At 62.2% G+C, this 17,598-nt stretch carries 14 protein-coding genes and 5 pseudogenes; 14 read left to right on the forward strand and 5 right to left on the reverse strand.

The window, feature by feature from the left end; genetic code table 11:
* Window positions 1-28 precede the first annotated feature (28 nt).
* Window positions 29-418: an MbcA/ParS/Xre antitoxin family protein gene (locus ACFSOZ_RS23010; RefSeq protein ID WP_120017836.1), complete on the forward strand. Its 390-nt coding sequence runs from the start codon at window positions 29-31 to the stop codon at window positions 416-418.
* On the forward strand, window positions 415-933 hold the full coding sequence (locus ACFSOZ_RS23015) for an RES family NAD+ phosphorylase (protein WP_120017800.1): 519 nt from the start codon (window positions 415-417) through the stop codon (window positions 931-933). Before ACFSOZ_RS23010 ends, ACFSOZ_RS23015 begins: the two co-directional genes overlap by 4 nt.
* Window positions 934-975: 42 nt before the next feature.
* On the opposite strand, the gene ACFSOZ_RS23020 is transcribed toward ACFSOZ_RS23015, so the two are convergent.
* Window positions 976-2,055 (reverse strand): site-specific integrase, encoded by a 1,080-nt coding sequence (locus ACFSOZ_RS23020; RefSeq protein ID WP_379102009.1) that lies wholly within the window; start codon window positions 2,053-2,055, stop codon window positions 976-978.
* A gap of 342 nt (window positions 2,056-2,397) precedes the next feature.
* Between ACFSOZ_RS23020 and ACFSOZ_RS23025 the strand changes: the two genes are divergently transcribed.
* The 4 genes and pseudogenes from ACFSOZ_RS23025 to ACFSOZ_RS23040 form a co-directional block, all read left to right on the forward strand.
* A complete protein-coding gene (locus ACFSOZ_RS23025; protein WP_120017802.1) occupies window positions 2,398-2,688 on the forward strand; it encodes a hypothetical protein in 291 nt (96 codons plus the stop codon).
* Window positions 2,678-3,247, forward strand: coding sequence for a type II toxin-antitoxin system VapC family toxin (locus ACFSOZ_RS23030; RefSeq protein ID WP_379101734.1), 570 nt, complete (start codon window positions 2,678-2,680; stop codon window positions 3,245-3,247). Before ACFSOZ_RS23025 ends, ACFSOZ_RS23030 begins: the two co-directional genes overlap by 11 nt.
* A gap of 395 nt (window positions 3,248-3,642) precedes the next feature.
* Window positions 3,643-3,774, forward strand: a complete 132-nt coding sequence (locus ACFSOZ_RS23035; RefSeq protein ID WP_379101735.1) for a hypothetical protein — start codon at window positions 3,643-3,645, stop codon at window positions 3,772-3,774.
* A 392-nt stretch (window positions 3,775-4,166) separates the two neighbouring features.
* Window positions 4,167-4,484: pseudogene (locus ACFSOZ_RS23040) on the forward strand (DUF1403 family protein); the annotation flags it as partial.
* 84 nt (window positions 4,485-4,568) lie between these two features.
* Here the strand turns inward: ACFSOZ_RS23040 and ACFSOZ_RS23045 are convergent.
* Genes ACFSOZ_RS23045 through istA form a run of 3 tightly spaced genes read right to left on the reverse strand, consistent with a single transcriptional unit; the run spans window position 4,569 to window position 7,079 of the window.
* Window positions 4,569-4,817: a hypothetical protein gene (locus ACFSOZ_RS23045; protein ID WP_095090367.1), complete on the reverse strand. Its 249-nt coding sequence runs from the start codon at window positions 4,815-4,817 to the stop codon at window positions 4,569-4,571.
* Window positions 4,814-5,587, reverse strand: a complete 774-nt coding sequence (istB, locus tag ACFSOZ_RS23050; RefSeq protein WP_095090157.1) for an IS21-like element helper ATPase IstB — start codon at window positions 5,585-5,587, stop codon at window positions 4,814-4,816. Before istB ends, ACFSOZ_RS23045 begins: the two co-directional genes overlap by 4 nt.
* Entirely contained in the window at window positions 5,580-7,079 is a 1,500-nt protein-coding gene (gene istA, locus ACFSOZ_RS23055) for an IS21 family transposase (protein ID WP_379092803.1), read from the reverse strand. The genes istB and istA overlap by 8 nt, the downstream gene beginning before the upstream one ends.
* Window positions 7,080-8,227: 1,148 nt before the next feature.
* On the opposite strand from istA, the pseudogene ltrA reads away from it, so the two are divergent.
* Window positions 8,228-9,479, forward strand: a pseudogene (ltrA, locus tag ACFSOZ_RS23060) (group II intron reverse transcriptase/maturase).
* A gap of 80 nt (window positions 9,480-9,559) precedes the next feature.
* Window positions 9,560-10,051, forward strand: a pseudogene (locus ACFSOZ_RS23065) (IS630 family transposase); the annotation flags it as partial.
* On the opposite strand, the pseudogene ACFSOZ_RS23070 reads toward ACFSOZ_RS23065, so the two are convergent.
* A pseudogene (locus ACFSOZ_RS23070) lies at window positions 10,041-10,301 on the reverse strand (IS6 family transposase); the annotation flags it as partial. The pseudogenes ACFSOZ_RS23065 and ACFSOZ_RS23070 overlap by 11 nt on opposite strands.
* A 191-nt stretch (window positions 10,302-10,492) precedes the next feature.
* Between ACFSOZ_RS23070 and ACFSOZ_RS23075 the strand changes: the two are divergent.
* The 6 genes and pseudogenes from ACFSOZ_RS23075 to ACFSOZ_RS23100 form a co-directional block, all read left to right on the forward strand.
* A pseudogene (locus tag ACFSOZ_RS23075) lies at window positions 10,493-10,693 on the forward strand (carboxymuconolactone decarboxylase family protein); the annotation flags it as partial.
* 178 nt (window positions 10,694-10,871) lie between these two features.
* A complete protein-coding gene (locus ACFSOZ_RS23080) occupies window positions 10,872-11,849 on the forward strand; it encodes a GlxA family transcriptional regulator (protein ID WP_095081528.1) in 978 nt (325 codons plus the stop codon).
* A gap of 508 nt (window positions 11,850-12,357) precedes the next feature.
* Window positions 12,358-14,451: an acetate--CoA ligase family protein gene (locus ACFSOZ_RS23085; protein ID WP_379101737.1), complete on the forward strand. Its 2,094-nt coding sequence runs from the start codon at window positions 12,358-12,360 to the stop codon at window positions 14,449-14,451.
* A gap of 16 nt (window positions 14,452-14,467) precedes the next feature.
* Window positions 14,468-15,310, forward strand: coding sequence for an enoyl-CoA hydratase/isomerase family protein (locus tag ACFSOZ_RS23090; protein WP_379101739.1), 843 nt, complete (start codon window positions 14,468-14,470; stop codon window positions 15,308-15,310).
* On the forward strand, window positions 15,310-16,473 hold the full coding sequence (locus ACFSOZ_RS23095) for an acyl-CoA dehydrogenase family protein (protein ID WP_379101741.1): 1,164 nt from the start codon (window positions 15,310-15,312) through the stop codon (window positions 16,471-16,473). The genes ACFSOZ_RS23090 and ACFSOZ_RS23095 overlap by 1 nt, the downstream gene beginning before the upstream one ends.
* Before the next feature lie 17 nt (window positions 16,474-16,490).
* Window positions 16,491-17,597 carry an alcohol dehydrogenase family protein gene (locus ACFSOZ_RS23100; protein WP_379101743.1) on the forward strand — a complete coding sequence of 369 codons (1,107 nt, stop codon included), beginning with the start codon at window positions 16,491-16,493 and terminating at the stop codon, window positions 17,595-17,597.
* Window position 17,598 lies beyond the last annotated feature (1 nt).

The following is a 17,598-nucleotide window of genomic DNA, read 5'->3' on the forward strand; positions in this document are numbered from 1 at the left end:
TGACTCTCGATATGGTAGGGTGAATACCGTGGCCCATGCACTCAAGATCCCAGAGCAGAACGGACCTCTCATTTTGTCCTACATGGACCGGAATGGGAAGATTGCGATCGAGCAGGTCGCGGACGGTTTTGGCATGTCCAAAGGCCAGTTAGCCCAGACTGCCGGTCTTGCGCGCGAGACCCTTTACCGGTCAGAGCGTAGCACCACGGTAAAGACCCAGGGGCGTCTGCGGGAAATGCTCGAGATCATCAGCCGCGTAACGGATTGGGCGGGTGGCAAGGAGCAGGCGATGGCTTGGTATCGGGCTCAGCCGCTTCCAGCATTTGGCGGACGCACCGCTGAGGCGCTGGTGAAGGACGGCAAGGCTGCAGCGGTCCGTGATTATCTCGATCACATGGCCGTTGGCGGGTTTGCGTGAGGGTCGTCAGAACCTGCTACCGCGCACACGATCCACGTTGGGCATTCAAGCCGACTTCCGGCGAAGGAGCGGCGAGCCGAGGCGCCCGATTCAATCCCAAAGGCGTGCCGGCACTCTATCTGGCACTGACCATCATGACTGCGATCAAGGAAGCCAACCAGGGCTTCGCACAGCGGATCGATCCGTGCGTGCTTTGCTCCTATGAGATCGATTGTGACGACATCGCGGATCTGACAACGCAAGAGGGGAGGGGTGAGTTTTCTGTGACGCTCGAAGAGATGGCCTGCGCCTGGGCGACTGCTCTCAGCGACGGAGAGCGCCCGGCGTCCTGGTCCATCTACGACCGGTTGCGACCTCGAAATATTGCCGGCATTGTGGTTCCGAGCTTCGCGCCGGGGGCTGAGATGGAGGATCGCAACCTGGTCCTTTGGGACTGGGGTCCGGATCTGCCGCACAGGATAACCGTATTCGACCCGAGCGGCCGGTTGCCGAAGGACCAGCTATCCTGGCGATAACGCATTGTCCGCATCCGAAGGGCAGGGGAGGGCGCTTGCGCCCTACAGTCCACTGGCCTTGGTGAGATTGACACGGAAACGATCGCGCCGGCGCTGATAGCGGCGCGTCATTTCAGCCGAGGCATGGCCGAGTTGTTTTTGCACATAGCGCTCGTCGACCTCGGCCGAGGATGCCAGCCCTGCACGCAATGAGTGCCCCGAGAACTTCTGACCGCGCTCGCCCTCCGACAAATCGCCACGCACGCCGGCGGCCAAAGCCGTCCGCTTCACGAGGCGAGCGACTTCCTGGTCGTTGAGGCGATCCGCACCGACGGCTTTGCCCTGGCCGGTGACACGACGAAACAACGGCCCATGCGCGATACGGGCAAGTTTCAGCCATGTCTGCAGGGCGACGACCGGGCAGGTGGCGTCGGACGAGCCGCGGCCGACCTCGACCTCGCGCCAGCCGGTCTTGCCCCGTAAATTCACCAGCACGCCCTTGTCCGGGAAAAATTCAATCCAGCCGCTGCCGTCTTCAGTCTGATCGCGGCCGACATCGAGGCCGACGATTTCGGAGCGCCGCAGGCCGCCCGCGAAGCCCAGGAGCAGCATGGCGCGGTCGCGCAAGCCCCGCAGCGTGCCGCGGTCAAGGGTCTCCAGCATGGCGATCAGATCGTCGCGCAGCACGGCTTCCTTCTGCCGGGGAGGGGAGGCGTGTTTGTTGCGGATCCCAGCCAGCACGGTGGCGATATGGCGATCCTTGCGATCGAGCGGTTGGCCGCGTTGCGTATAGTTCCAGGTCAAGGAGGACAGGCGGCGCTCGATCGTCGACACCGACCTTTTGCCTGCTCCTGGCGCCGAGGCCTGCGCCGTGATGTAGAGCCCAACGATCTGCGGGTCCGGAGGCAGCGGCTCAAAAGACTGGCGACGGCACCAGGCGCAAAAATGCTTCCAGTCCGAGGCATAGGCGCGACGTGTGTTGGCTGAGCTCGCCGCTTCGACATAATCGCGGGCGCGCTCCGCCAGGCGCTCGAGATGCCCAGGCAACCGGTCTTGTTCCTTTGCTCGAACCGGCAGGGGAGGGGAGGGGGCTCCCTCTTCGCCACCGCGCGGTTCATGCGGCGTCGGATGGCCCATCTCCATCACGAGATCGACAATGTCCGGCAAATCATCGGTATCGGCCGGATCGGTGTGTTTCATAAAATGGCGGGGATTGCCCATCAATCTCGTTACCGGGAACGTCATGGCGCACGATTCTGTGCGACCCAAGGTGCGATCTGCGAGCCGATTTGTCCACCAACGATCACATGCAAAACGCGCAGCACTTTGTTGCTCGTCGCACGGGCCATTGCCCGCGCAAGCTCCGTCCGGTCCGTCGCGGGCTGCGGCACAAGTGTGAGGTCGCGGCCACGCTGCCAACAGGCGACCCGGCTTGCATACGCGTTCAACAGTCTTTATATTTCGTTCAACGTCCGGAGAACGATCATGGCCACACGCGCCGCCGCCGAAAACGACGAACGGGCCGCTCGCACTCGCAATCGCCTGACACTCGAACAGGCGAGGGCGGTTGGCCTTCTCGGCGCGGCCAAGAACACGCGCCTCTCAGGCAGGGTGTCGTCGGAACTGATCGAGGCCGCAAAGAAGCGCGCTCATGTCAGCTCCGACACCGAACTCCTCGAGCTTGCCTTGTCGCGGCTGGCCCTTGAGGATGACTTCGGCCCCCGCCTTGTGGGTCGCAAAGGCAGCATCCCCGCGGACATCGATCTTGGCGTTTGATCTGCGGAACGCGCTGCGTTCCCTCAAGCCGCAAGCGCGAACCGCCGGGCTCGAACGGCGAGCGGATTCCGCGCTGTCCTGGGCAGGGGACGAGCCGCCTATTGGCGGCGTCCTTCTGCTTGACACGAGTGTCTATCTGGACGTCCTGCAGGGACGCTCGCCCGAAGCGGTCGATGAGCTTCTCAGCTATCGGCTCTGTCACCACTCGGCGGTTTGCCTTGCCGAACTCACCCATGTCTTTGGTCGACTCGACCCGGCCCACGCCACGACGAAGGCGGTCCTGAAGGTGGTTGAGGACACGATCGAGGACATTCCGGCGCATCGGCTTCATGCTCCCGACGTCACCGAGTGGGGACGCGCCGGCATGCTTGCCGGGCTGTTGTTCCGGCTGACCCGGCTGCCGACGGGGCAGGGGCACGAACGCCGCTTTCTCAACGATGCGCTGATCTTCCACCAGGCCGCTTTGCTCGGGGCGACGGTCCTGACTGGTAATATCCGGGATTTCGATTACCTCAACCAGCTTGTGCCATCGGTGCGGGTGATCTTCTACCGGTGCTAGAGCTTTTCAGATCGCTCGCGCCAGCTTCAGACGTGGTCCGGTTGTTGCGCGCGGATGTCATGCGGATCCCTCCACCCCGCGGGCGCCAGCGCCTGTGTCGACCATCGGATCCGGGAGTGAATCGGAAATCGTGAGACTACGTGACAAAAAAAGGGGCCTGGCAGCGCGGTTTGATTCAGTTTTCGTGAGACTGCGTGACAACCGGCGTGCAGGCCTTCGGCGAAGCAAGTGCCTGCAAATCAATGGTTTGGGGGACACAGGCGCGGACGGCATGCACGCAGTCTCACGAAAACCGATTCAAAAATCAAAAATGGCGGTAGGTCGCGCACGGGGTTCCTGCCCGCTGAAACAGGCCCAAGAAACCCGAATCATCTGGCCGCACAAGCATGCGCGAGATGTCGCCCGGAGGCCCGACGGGCGTGAATTTCGGCGTGCTGCGCGACCTGTCCGGAGGCTGGGCGCGGGCCCGATCGTCAGGCGAACTCGGCCACACGCGGGAAAACTTCCTCGTGGTTTCAAAGCGCTAGCCATGCGATCGAGCCGGGTTTGATGAGCCTCCCAGCAATTGTGGGCAGCGGACAGCGAGTGAAGCGACCTTGCGGAAAGGGGAAGAATGCGCTAGGGTTGGGTTGCGATGGAATGACCCGTGGTCGTTGCCATCGACCTGGGCCGGCAGCTGGGAGCCGCCGACCCGAAAAGGCCAGACGACGTGACGAAGCTTGGCGGTTGTCGGCGGCTTGGCTCCCAGACGAAATTCTCAGCATTTCCGGTCGAAAAGCGCGTCCCTGAGCCGGCTTAGGGATTTTTTTTAAACGAACGATAATGCAACATTATCGTTCGTTTTTGTGTCACGACAGGTGCGGCGGATTTCGCGCAAACAGATTGCCAAAAGCGCCGCGCTGACTCATGCTGCTCAACGATGATTCTGCCGCCCAAACTCTCTCCGCGCCACTACGCCACGCTCGCCGGTGCCCCGTCGGCCGCGCCGCCGGCAACGGTGCCGGCTTGGCTGCGCCGCGCTGTCCCGGATGCGCAAAGCCTTGCGGGAAAAGATGTCGAGGACATCGCGCTCGTCGCAGGCGCCGCCATCAGCATGCTCGATGCGGTCGTCCGCCGGCAGGAGCGGTGGGTCGGCGCCTGGCGGCAGCGCCTGGCAATTTCGGCGGCCGCGGTAACGGCAAAGCAGGCAGGCCGCGTCGAAGATGAGGCAGCATTGCGCGATGCGGTGCTGCTCACGTGTTAACGGCTGCGAGAAAGCGCGGACAAATGGTGCCGAGGATTGTGGAGGAGAAAGCGGCCCGATGGGGCCGCTTTGTATTTTTTACCAGGAGGGATCGAGAGGATGGGGCTTTTGCCCTGTCTGCTCGTCGCTGGAAGGGTGCTGATGGTCAGGGGCTTGTTGGTGACGGACAAACTGCTGGATGTGGGGAGCGTAACGGCTCCAGATGCAGTCTCGCAGATCGTCGAGGAGTTCGAAGACGGCGGCTGCTTGCTCGGGTGTCCATTCGGCATTGACGATGAACTGGATTCCACGCCCGAGACCGGACGGCTGATGAGGATTTCCGGTCATGCTGCAGGCTCCTTTTCGTCAGCGGGGTGGCTGGTGCGTTGTTGACGCTGCGCCTTCGAGCGCTCGGAGGCTTCCTTGAAGCGGTAAGAATCGCCTTCGATGGGAATGACCTCACAATGGTGCAAAAGGCGATCGACCAGACTGACGACGCAGGCGGCATTGGGGAAGACCTCCGACCATTGCGCGAAGGGCTTGTTGGTGGTGACGATGGTCGAGCGTTTCTCGTATCGGCGGCTGATGAGATCGAACAGCAGATCGGCATGACGGTTGGAATAGGAGAGATATCCGACCTCGTCGATGACCAGGATATCGGGCGCCGCATAGTACTGCAGCTTTCGGCGGAGCATGGAATCGCTGTCGATGGCGGCGAGCTCGCCGAGCATTTCGCTGGCGGTGCGGAAGAGGACCGAATGGCCGGCGACCAGCGCCTGGTAGGCGACGTTAAGAGCGAGCGTGGACTTGCCGACGCCGTTAGGGCCGATAAGGACGATGTTGGCGGCCTCCTTGACGAAGGACAGCGTCATCAGTTCCTCGATGGCGGCGCGATCGATACGACGCGGCCATTTCCAGTCGTAATCGGCCAGTTGCCTGAAGTGGCCAAGCCTGGCGGCGCGCATGCGTCGCCGCAATGAGCGGTCGGAGCGCTCTTCTTCCTCCCATTGAAGCACGGCGGCCAGCCACGGCGCGTCGGCGATTTCGTCCCAGTGGGCGATCAGGCCATTGAGGCGCAGCGCCCTGGCGCGGTTGAACAGGATGCCGGGATTATTCATCGTCGTTGCCTGCGCAAGTGAGTTGATCGTAACGGTCGAGCTTGTGGGGCTGTACGACCGTATCCTTTTTGCGGACATGCTCCGGCAGCCTTGTTTCGACCGGCGGTGGAGCGCCACGCGCGATCCGGCGGCGTTCGAGCGCGACGTGAACCGATCTCGAATGAGAGGCCCCGGCCTGCAAGGCATCTTCGACGGCGGCCTGGAGTTCGGTGGCGCCGTAGAGGTCGAGCAGTTTGAGCATGGCATTGGTGATCGCGCCGATATTGGCGCCGCGCTCGGCGGCGTGGATCATCAGTTTCTGGCAGGCCGGCACGGCGCGCGTCAAACTGTTGAGGCCCCGATGCTGGCGCGCTTCGCGCTTGACGGCGACGAGCGCCTTGAGGTGCCGGGGGTCTTCGATCTGCTGGCCCCGGTCGTAGCTGCGGCGGTGGCTGGCGATCATCGTGGCGGCATCGAATATCCGGACCTGGGCGAGATCGGCGCGCACGGTGAGCGTGCGCCGGACATGAGTATGGGGAACCGAGTAATCGTTCAGGTCGAAGCGGACATAGGGTGTCTTTCCGACCTTCGCGGCGATCTGCTCCTCGATGGGGTACGGGTTGGTGGGCAATGGCAGAAGCATGGGCTGCTCCTGCGCAAACACCTGACGAACCGTCATCGTCCGGTCCTCGGGGCATGGCCGGTCGGCGGCCTGGTTGCGGCACCATTGTTCGGCCTGGGCATTCAGATCGTCGAGGTCCTTGAACTTGCGGGCGATGAAGAAGGCTTCCCGGATGTGGCGAATGGCGCGCTCGACGCGGCCCTTTTCGTTGCCCCGCGCCACGGCGACGGGACGGGGCTCGAAGCGATAATGGCCCGCGAAGGCCAGAAGTGTCGGATGGAACCGGATGGCATCGCCGTGACGCTCAAGCACAGCGCTCTTAAGGTTGTCATAGAGCAGCACCCTGGGCAAACCATTCCAGGCGTTGAACGCACCGGCGTGGCCGCGCAGGAAGTTTTCCATGCGGGCATCAAGAAAGAAGCGCAGATAGATGTCGCGCGAGTAGGACAACACCATGACGAAGGCCATCAGCGGGCGGCGAGCCTTGCCGATTTCGATGTGACCAAAATGCGCCCAGTCGACCTGGCCTTGCTCGCCCGGCAGGGTGCGCAGACGCAGGAACGCTTCCGCAGCCTTGCGCGGACGGTGGAGCGCGATCATATGCCGGAAGTGGGAGGACGAGCCCTTGTAGCCGCGCTCCTGCACCATCCCGTACAGGCGGCTGGCGGTCAGGTCTGGATATGTCTCAAGCGTCCGCTGGACGAACGGCAGATACTGGTCGATCTCGGCGGGACGTATCACCGGCCTGTGGCGGGGCAGACCGGCCTCCTTCAGAACCCGGAAGACCGTCGTATGGTGGCAATGCAATTGCGTTGCGATCGTTCCACAGCGCCACCTCTCAACGTGGTACAGGCGCAGGATCATCGCTTCCTTCTCGGCGGATATGGTCATCGGTTGGGTCTCCATAGTCGTGTTGACGGACATAGGCCCCTCGGCGACGCACGAAGCCGCCGCGAAAGAACGGCGGCAGCCGACAACTGCAGCGCCGGCAGCACGGAGCCGGAGGGATCGATGGCACCGCTTCAGCGGTGACGTCGTCCAGTGCGACGGTGCCGTCGATCAGGGGCGCGTTCAGTCGTGAACCATCCGGCAGACAAGGTGCAGACTGATGCGTCACGTTGTTTTTGCAGCGCTGGCGATATCGGCGGGAGCGGTCGGCGTGGGCAAAGCGGCCCCGGCGGGTGTTCTGGTAGCGCAGCCCCGCCGCACGCAGACTGTCACGGCGGGCTTCATGGGCGCAGTCAGAACCACAGAAGCGCTGACCCCGATCGCAATGCCGGCAAAGCAAGACCTGTGAGCGGCACCGTGCGCAGAGAAAGAAACGACCGGTTTGCATTGCGGCGGCGAACCTCTCGGAACGCCGTCGGGATTGCGGGGAAAAGCTCGACGGAATGCGCCAATGCCATTATGCTGGCGCATACCGTGAACCAGTCGGCATCAGTGCCCGGGGACCTGCAAGTCCCTCACACGGGCCGTTGGGATAGGACATCGAGTTTACGTGGTAGTGGGTCGATGTCTGATTGCGGCGCTCCGCACATGTAGCATGCGCGGACGCAGCGCGGGATGCGCCTCAGTCGCCCTCCGGGCTCCTGTCGGCGCATCCCGCGCTCTCATCCCCAACCAAATCAGATCATCAGCGTCATTCAGCACCACTCCGAGCCGAATTCCGCATCAATTCCCTCTCGGCGCCATCTATACGCGGTTCTCAAACGCCATCGACACGAGGACGCGTCGTTATGAACTTAAGTGTCCAGGACCGTTTCGTCATCCTGGGACAAGTCCGCCGGGGGCCTGATGATCGGGCGGGCGGCGACCGGCGTAGAGGGGGCGTGAGTTGGACATAGGCTTTCATGCGGAACTGCAGGAACCAGGCTCCTGATGCGAAGGGAGATGCTCAAGCGGAGCAAACCGCAAGGCGAGAGTACCAATGCGGGAGACTGGGGCGGACCGACCCGTATGAGCGTTGAAGGCCCTGTAATGGGGTCGGAGCAAAGGGGTCGGATCAGGTGGTCGTATTGTTTGAAACAACTGGAAACAGGATGACTTCGGAAAGTACGACAGACAAGCCGTTTCGAATTGAGAAACGTCGAGTGTACGAAGCTTACAAAGCGGTCAAAGCCAACCGTGGCGCAGCCGGGGTGGACGGGCAGACTCTGGAGATGTTTGAGAAAGACCTTGCGAGAAATCTCTACAAGATCTGGAATCGGATGTCTTCGGGGACTTACTTTCCGCCGCCCGTGCGTGCCGTCTCCATTCCGAAGAAGACTGGGGCGAAAGGGTTTTGGGTGTGCCCACCGTCAGCGATCGAATCGCGCAGATGGTGATCAAGCAGATGATTGAGCCGGATCTGGACTCCCTCTTTCTTCCGGACTCCTACGGTTACAGACCGGGAAAATCGGCTCTGGATGCCGTCGGCGTGACGCGTCAGCGGTGCTGGAAGTATGATTGGGTTTTGGAATTCGACATCAAAGGGCTGTTTGACAATCTTCCGCACGATCTCCTGCTGAAGGCGGTCAGAAAGGACGTGAAGTGCAAGTGGCTCTGCTCTACATCGAAAGGTGGTTGACAGCGCCGATGGAAAAGAAGGGAGAAGTCATGGAGCGCACACGCGGCACCCCGCAAGGGGGCGTGGTTAGCCCGATTTTGTCGAATCTTTTCCTGCACTATGCATTTGATCTCTGGATGACGAGGACGCATCCCGAACTTCCATGGTGTCGATATGCCGACGATGGTCTCGTGCATTGCCGGAGCGAGCAACAAGCCGAAGCCCTCAAGGCGGAGCTGAGTTCTCGGCTGGCAGCGTGCGGACTTCAGATGCATCCGACAAAGACCAAGATTGTCTACTGCAGGGATCAACGGCGCAGAGAGGCGTATCCGACGTTTGACTTTCTCGGGTATCAGTTCAGGCCGCGACGGGTAGCGAACACACAGCGGGACGAGTTCTTCTGTGGTTACACGCCTGCGGTCAGTCCGACGGCGCTCAAATCGATGCGGGCAACGATCAAAAGCTTGAACATCCCGCGGCAGACGCCGGGGACGCTGACCGAAATTGCCAAACAGATCAATCCGCTCCTCCGGGGATGGATTGCCTACTATGGACGGTACAGTCGTTCGGCCCTGTCCACTCTGGCTGATTACGTTAATCAGAAACTCAGGGCTTGGATCAGGCGAAAGTTCAAGCGCTTTCAGTCCCACAAGACACGCGCCAGTCTCTTCTTGCGAAAGCTGGCGAAGGAAAATCCGGGACTGTTCGTGCATTGGAAGGCGTTCGGAACGAACACGTTTACCTGATGGGAGCGGTGTGAATCGAGAGGTTCACGCACCGTTCTGCGAGAGGCCGGCAGGTGAAATTCCTCCGGCCTACTCACCCTGGACTATCGACCAAGATGGCCCGGCTGCGGGGCCGTGCGCCATGCGGTGAGCGTTGCCGGGCGGGCGTGCCGCACGGCCATTGGAAAACCACCACCTTCACTACCGGCGCACTGCGGCTGACGGGCATGACCGCCCCGTTCGTCTATGACGGCGCCATGAACGGCAACGTATTCCTGGCCTATGTCGAGCAGGTGCTGGTCCCGACCCTGTCGGAGGGCGACATCGTCGTGATGGACAACCTTCCCGCCCACAAGGCCGCCGGCGTTCGCGATGCAATCGAGACGACCGGCGCGAGGCTCATGTTCCTGCTGCCCTACAGCCCCGACTTCAATCCGATCGAAAACGCCTTCTCAAAACTCAAGGCTCTTATGCGCGCCAAAGCCGAGAGGATAATCACAGCCCTGTGGACCGCCGTCGGATCGCTCGTCGACCTCTTCACCCCAGCCGAATGCCAGAACTACTTCAAGGCCGCAGGTTATGACCCAGATTAAACCGGACGCGCTCTAGGTGCCACACATCGTTCCGGCTGGGCTTCTTGCGGTGAAGGCGACGCGCGTAGTCGGGCCCGAATTTGTTTCCCCAACGGCGGATCGTTTCATAGGAGACGACAATGCCGCGCTCCAGCAGCATTTCCTCGACCAAGCGCAGGCTCAGCGGAAACCGAAAGTAGAGCCACGCCGCATGGGCGATGATCTGAGGTGGGAAACGATGGCGCTTGTAGCTGATCGGCGAGGTGTTCATGCAAGTGTGTCTATCGCGAGGCTCCTCATAAGCCGTTACCGTGACATCGCCCTCGGATGCAGTCGCTGTTGGGACGCAGCCATTGGAACGCGGATCGGCTCCGAGACGCGGTTCGCGATTAGTGGTGGAGGCGTTGGGGCGATGAGGATTGTGTCCTGATCGTCGAGGAGACGGGATTTGTTAGATCGTTCCGCCGGTGTCGCGCGCTTGCCGTGGCCGTTACCACGCGCTGCGACGGCTGTATCGCAAGCCATGTTGAAGCGGCGATCGCCCACGGCGCGACCAAGGAAGAGCTGGCCGAAGCCTTGGGTGTTGCGATCGCGCTCAATGCTGGCGCCGAACTTGTCTACTCAGCCAGGACCCTTGATGCGTTCGAACAGATGTCAGCTTGAGGCAAGACACGCCCGGTCTAAGCTCGTGGGGCCAGTGACTTGTCAACCGGAGGCTGCGACGCAGCTTCCGGAGTTCAGGGCGTAGGCATTCCGCGACCCGGTTTCCGCCGAATTGGAGCTTGCCGACGGGACAGACTTTTCGGATGATCCGAACGGATAAGAGATGAGCTGAACGAACATGAAGTTGGTAACCATCCTAATCGGCGAAGGATTCCCGCTTCTCTCGCTTTCGCTCGTCACCGAACCATTGAGGTTGGCGAATCGGGAAAGCCATCGACCAGTCTTCCGCTGGCGCATCCTGAGCATAGACGGAACGACGCCGAGGTCGTCTTCGGGCCATGCGCTGGAGATCCAAGGCGGACTCGATGAGCAGGCGACTGACGCCGTGATCCTGCTGGCTTCCTACGCCCCGGACCGTATGAAGACCGATGCGGTGTTGAGCTGGCTGAGGCGCCGGGCGCGGTCTGGATGCCTCATGGGCTGCGTCGATACCGGAGCTCTCATCTTCGCCGAAGCGGGCCTTCTCGACAGGCGGCCTGCCGCCGCACACCACGAGGCGATCGTCGGATTCCGTGAAAGCCGTGGTGAAGCCTTCTTCGCCGATCGTCTGTTCGATCTCGACAATGATCGCTGTTCAAGCGCCGGTGGAGTCGTAACGATCGACATGACGCTGGCCATGATCGCCCATTACGAAAACAAACGGCTGGCACGGCGCGTCGCCGAAATCCTGAATTATCGACCTCTGGAATCGGAACGGGCGGATGGATCCTTCGGGTTTGACTGGTCGATACCTCGCCTCGACCGGGCGCTCGCGAAAGCTATCGACATGATGCTCGCGAACATGGAATCGCCGCTTCCGATCAAGGAGATCGCCAACCGCCTCGAGGCCAAGGAATGGAAGCTCCGTCGGCTGTTCCAGCGGCACCTTAGGCAATCGCCGCAAGCGTACTACGTTGAACTACGCCTGGATCGTGCTCGCAATCTGTTGCGGAATTCACGCGAGCGGGTGGGCAACATCGCCCTGATGTGCGGGTTCCCGGCAAGCGAAAGCCTGAGCCGTGCCTATCGAAAACGGTTCAAGGTGGCTCCGAGCCTCGACAGATCGCTCTACGAGCAGCCGGAGAGGACCGGTGACCTTTCGCTCGAAAAACATTGAGGTCCGTATGGTCGAGGGTTTCGAGGCGAGTGAATCAAGCCCCGCGAGACAGACGTCGCACAAGCAGCGCACAGCTGGTGTGACAGCGACATTTCCTCGAGCAGAAAGGTCTCATCGAGAGAGAAAGAAGGCACGCCTCGGTAGCGGTGATGGCTTCGGTGTGGACCAAGCCTATTTGGCAGTCCGAACGCGTGCGCCAGCCAGTTCGACAAGACCATATCGGGAGTTCGACGAGCCCCCCCCTGGAACTGAGGGAATGGCCTGAGGGCGGTCGCATCCGGGCGGCGCGAAATGAATCGGCGAATGCAAGTCCGGGCCTTCCGGTCGCCAGCCTCAACAATTCTCACCAGTCCGGCGATGAGCGACAGCGGGCGGAGCAGAAAGCCTTCGCCACCTAAGCTCGTACCGACTTCATGTTCACGCGGGTCATTTTTTTGTTTGTTGGGATCATCCGCGGAGCCGAGCGAAACGCTATACTCCACGCAAGCTTCTTCTCCACGGAAACCAGATGACACAGCCCCTCGATGCCCTCTTTCGCCCCAAGTCCGTGGCGTTCATCGGGGGCAGCAATCTCAATCCCGCATTGAAGTACCACAGCGACCTCGGCTTCTCCGGGGACACCTGGGTAGTGAATCCCAAATACGAGAGTTTGCAAGGATTTCCGTGCTTCCCCTGGATCGAGGCGCTTCCGCAGGCGCCGGATCTGGCTTTCATCGCAATCCGTCGCGAAGCCGCGCTGGAAGCGGTCGGATCACTCCGTATCAAAGGCTGCAGAGCAATCGTTTGCAATGCTGCCGGATTCGCCGAGACGGGGGCTGACGGCGGCAACCTGCAGGCGGAACTCGTCGCCGCGGCTGGCGACATGGCCATGCTCGGCCCCAACGCCGTCGGACTGGTCAACTTCGTCGATCCGATGGCCGCGATGATGGACCAGTTCGGGGTTCACTCGGTCGAGAAGGGCGTCGCCGTCGTCAGCCAGGGCGGTGGCCTTCTATGCGACGCGGTATTCTCCGATCGAGGTCTGCCGATCACGCATCTTGTCGGTGGCGGCAATCAGGCGGTGACCGGCATGGAAGCCTGCGTTGACTACCTGCTCGACGATCCGCGCGTCACCGCCGTCGGCTTGTCCTTCGAAAGCCTTCGGGATGTGTCGGTCCTCCGCAAGGCTGCGGCGAAGGCGCTCAAGCTCCGAAAGCCAATCGTCGCCATCAAGTTCGGCAAGACAACTGCAGGCGCGCAGGCGGCAGCTTCCCATACCGCGTCGATGACCGGCGCAGGGGCTGCCTGGGAGGCCCTCTTCGACAGGCTGGGCATCATCTCCACAAACTCGGAATCCGAGTTCTTCGAGACGCTGAAGCTCTTCCATTCGGGGCAGGTGCCCAAGGGACGCAGGGTTCTCGTGACGGCCGTGTCCGGCTTGCTGGGCGTGATGCTCGCCGACCACCTCAGCGCCGCAGGATTCGAGCTTCCTCAGCCGACCGGGGACCGGGTCGCCCGCCTGCGGGAAGTCCTTCCCTTGATGGCAACGCCTGGCAATCCGCAGGATGTCACCATGGGCGCCTGGAACGACAAGGACCGTCAGACGGCCATCTACTCGGCGCTGCTCGACGAAGGCTACGACGCCGCCCTGATGGTGCAGAACTATCCCCGCGAAGGCATGTGGGACATCAGCGAATACGCCGCGCAGGTCGAAGCGCTCGGCGCGGCCTGCCGAGGCCGCGACGTCGCCGCCATGCAGCTGGCCCCCATGATCGACTGCTTCCCGGCCCACGCCCGGGATCACACCCAGAGCCTCGGCCTTGCCGCCATGCAGGGCCTGGAGGAGTGCATGCGTGCGATGTCGCACGGTGTCTGGTGGCGCGAGCGCCGCGAAGAGCTGATTGCGGCGGGGCTAGAGCAGCTGACCGTGGCCCCGTCGATCGTTCCTGAAGCCGGCACCTATCAAGACGAGGCATCAGCCAAGTCGTTGCTGGCAGGGGCTGGAGTGCGGGTTCCCAAGTCGAGAGTGTCCAATCCCGAGAAGGCCCACGAAGTCGCCGCCGAAATCGGCTTCCCGGTCGTCCTCAAAGCTCTCGACTCCCGCCTCCTTCATAAGACCGAGGTCGGTGCGGTTCGCATCGGCTTGTCCTCGGCCAAGGACGTGCGGGACGCGGTCGAGAAGATGCGATCGGACATGGGCCGCCTCGCACCGAACATTCCGTTGAACCTCGTCCTCGTAGAGGCGATGGCGGCGAACACCGTTGCCGAGGTCTTGGCTTCCGTGACCTATGATCCGTCCGTCGGTCCCGTCATGATGATCGCCGGCGGCGGAGTGGAAGCCGAGCTCTGGAACGACAGCACTTTGGTCGCTGCGCCTTTCCGACGGGAAGAACTCTCGCGTGCCTTGGACCGCCTGAAGTTGGCCGAGCGCGTCAAGGGATGGCGGGGCCGTCCCGCAGGCGACCGTGAGGCGCTGCTCGACACGTTGGAGGCCCTAGGCCTCTTCGCGATCACCGAAGGCGCGGAGGAAATCGAAATCAACCCGATCCTGGTCGGCCGAGAAGGCGCGCTTGCCGTGGACGCGGTCTTGAAGCTTGCACACCGCAAGAAGTGTGTCGCCTAACACGAAGGGGAAGTCGATGCAGGGTATCACGCCTGAAACCACCGATTACAAGCACCTGGTCTACGAGGTGGACTCCGAGCACGTCTGCTGGCTGACGCTGAACAGGCCGGAGAAGCTGAATGCGATGAACCTCAGGCTTATCGCCGAACTACAGGCAGGCCTTCTGCGCGCCGACCGCGACGACAATGTCAACGTTATCGTCATCCGCGGCAACGGCCGGGGATTTTGCGCCGGACACGATCTTGATGAAGACGCCGCGGAAGACCGCACGTCGATCTACGAATATCGCGCCCACTACATCCATCAGTTCGAGGAGTTCACCACTCCCTGGACCGTCACCAAGCCGGTCATAGCCTCGATCCACAAGTTCGCAATCGGCAAGGGGTTCGAGCTCTCCCTGTTCTGCGACGTCTCGATCGTCACCTCGGACACCCGAATGGGCTACAACGAGGTCCGCTATGGCGTGTCCGGGCACTGCATGTTCCTGCCTTGGGTGGTGAACATGAAGACCGCCAAGGACCTTCTCCTGACGGGCCGGGAGCTGACCGCCGCCCAGGCGAAGGAAATGGGCCTGGTCACCGAGGTGGTCGAGCCGGACCAGCTCGCGGAAGCGACCCGCCGCAAGGCCACCTTGATGGCACGCCTGCCGCGCGAGATGCAGCGGATGCACAAGATGTACCTGAACCGCGTCTACGAGATGCAAGGCCTTCGCACTGCGACCGACTACTACCTTGAGCAGGTCGCTATCATGGGCGCGCAGCCTGTCCCGGAATACGCCGAGTTCAGCCGCATGACTGCCGAGAATGGACTGCGGGCCGCGCTCGATCACGCCAATGCTCGTTACGAAGGCTTGGACTGATGGACTTCTCGCTGACCGAAGAGCAGGAGATGCTCTCCAAAACGGTCCGTAACTTCTGCGAAACCGAACTCATCCCCCACGAGGCGTTGCTGGAGCGAACGAGTGAACTGCCGCGCGAACTGGAACTCGACATCCGCCGCAAGGCGATGGCACTCGGACTTCACGCCTGCAATATGCCAGAAAGCGTGGGCGGAGCCGGACTGGACTGCGTGTCCTTCACACTCGTCGAGAAAGGGCTGTCACGGGCATCCCTGGCCCTGGCCGAGTGCGTTCGTCGGCCAAACAACATCCTCGCGGCGTGCCAAGGAGAGCAGATCGCCCACTTCCTCGAACCCGTGATGCGGGGCGAGAAGCGGGAATGCATAGCGATGACGGAGCCGGACGCGGGCTCCGATCTCAAGGGCATGAAGACCCGCGCCATCAAGGACGGCAGCGACTGGATCATCAACGGGACGAAGCACTTCATCTCGAATGCCCAGAACTCGGATTTCGTGATCCTGTTCGCGGCGACTGGGGAGGAAGAGACGTCAAGCGGTCCCCGCAAGCGCATCTCGTGCTTCCTCGTGGACCTCGACACTCCAGGTCTCGAAGTCGCGAGGGGCTACGACCACATGGGGCACCGCGGCTACTACAACAACATCCTGAACTTCGACAGCGTCCGCGTCGGCGACTGGCAGATGGTCGGCGGCGAAGGCGAGGGTTTCAAGGTGGTGAGTGACTGGCTCGGGCCGGGCCGCCTGACGGTAGCGGCGGTCTGCGTTGCCCGTGCGGAACGTGCTTTCGAGGTCGCTGTCGACTTCGCTGCCCAGCGAAAACAGTTCGGGCAGCCAATCGGCAAGTTCCAGGGAATCAGCTTCCCGCTCGCCGACATGGCGACGGACATCCGCATCGGCGACCTTCTGCTGATGAACACCGCGTGGAAGGTGGACCAGAACGCGCCGACGACCGCCGAGGACTGCGCCATGGCGAAGGTCTGGTGCTCCGAGATGCTCGGGCGCGTGGCCGATCAGGCCATCCAGACCTGCGGCGGCATGGGCGTGATGGCCGACCTGCCGCTCGAACGTATCTACCGTGACGCTCGCGTCGAGCGCATCTGGGAGGGGACCTCCGAGATACAGCGTCACATCATAAGCCGACAGCTCATGCGTGCGAGAGGAGCGTGAACATAGCAGCGAACAAGATGACGGCCGTGCACCTCGTCGGTCACGGCGGCCTCGACAAGCTGGTCGTTCGCAACGACGTTGCCGTTTGCCAGCCTGGTCCCGGCGAAGTTCTCGTCAACGTGACTGCCGCTGGCATGAACAACACGGACATCAACACGCGCACCGGCTGGTACAACAAGCAGGTCAGTTCGGGCACCACGGCGGAAGGCGGCAAGAGCGGTTTCGGGGTGGCCGAGAAGGGCATGGGTGACTGGGAGGGCGGGCTCACATTCCCGCGCATCCAGGGCGCCGACGCCGTCGGCTACATCGTGGCGGTCGGCAAGGGCGTGGACGCGAGCCGGATTGGTGAACGTGTCGTCTGCGATCCCTACATCCGCGATCCGGAAGATGTCGAAGGATTCGACAGCGCGGGCTTCTTGGGGTCCGAGCACGATGGCGCGTTCGCCCAGTTCACCACCGTCCCGTCCGTGAATGCCGTCTCGATCCCGAAGGATTTTCCGCTTTCAGATGCGGCTCTTGCGACCCTTCCATGCTCGGGCGGCACGGCCATGAACATGCTCTCGATGGCAGGCGCGAAGGCAGGCGATCTTGCAGTCGTCACAGGCGCCTCCGGCGGCGTCGGCACGTTCCTGGTGCAGATCCTGAAGGCTCTCGGCGCGACCGCCATTGCGGTCGCTGGCAAGTCGAAGATAGCAGACGTCTCCAAACTGGGCGCCGATCACGTGATCGACCGCGAGACACCGGACCTCGTCTCCGCGGTGCTGGAGATCACGGGCGGCAGGAACCTTAGCCTCGTGGCAGACGTGGTCGGCGGCGACCAGTTCCCCGATCTCCTGAAGCTGCTGCGCCGTGGCGGCCGCTACGTGACGGCAGGGGCCATCGGCGGCCCGAAGGTCGATCTCGACCTGCGGACGCTCTATCTCAAGAACTTGTCCCTGTTCGGTTCCACGGTCTACCTGCGCGACACGTTCCCGCGGCTCATCGACCTGGTCGTCTCCGGCCGGATCAAGCCGTTCAGCACGAAGTCCTGGCCGCTGGATCAGATCCACGCCGCTCAGTCGGAGTTCTTCGAGAAGAAGCACGTCGGCAGCCTCGTCCTCCTTCCTCCCAAAGTGGAGGCGTAAA

The organism is Mesorhizobium newzealandense, from assembly GCF_042682145.1.
Classification (GTDB): Bacteria; Pseudomonadota; Alphaproteobacteria; order Rhizobiales; family Rhizobiaceae; genus Mesorhizobium; species Mesorhizobium newzealandense.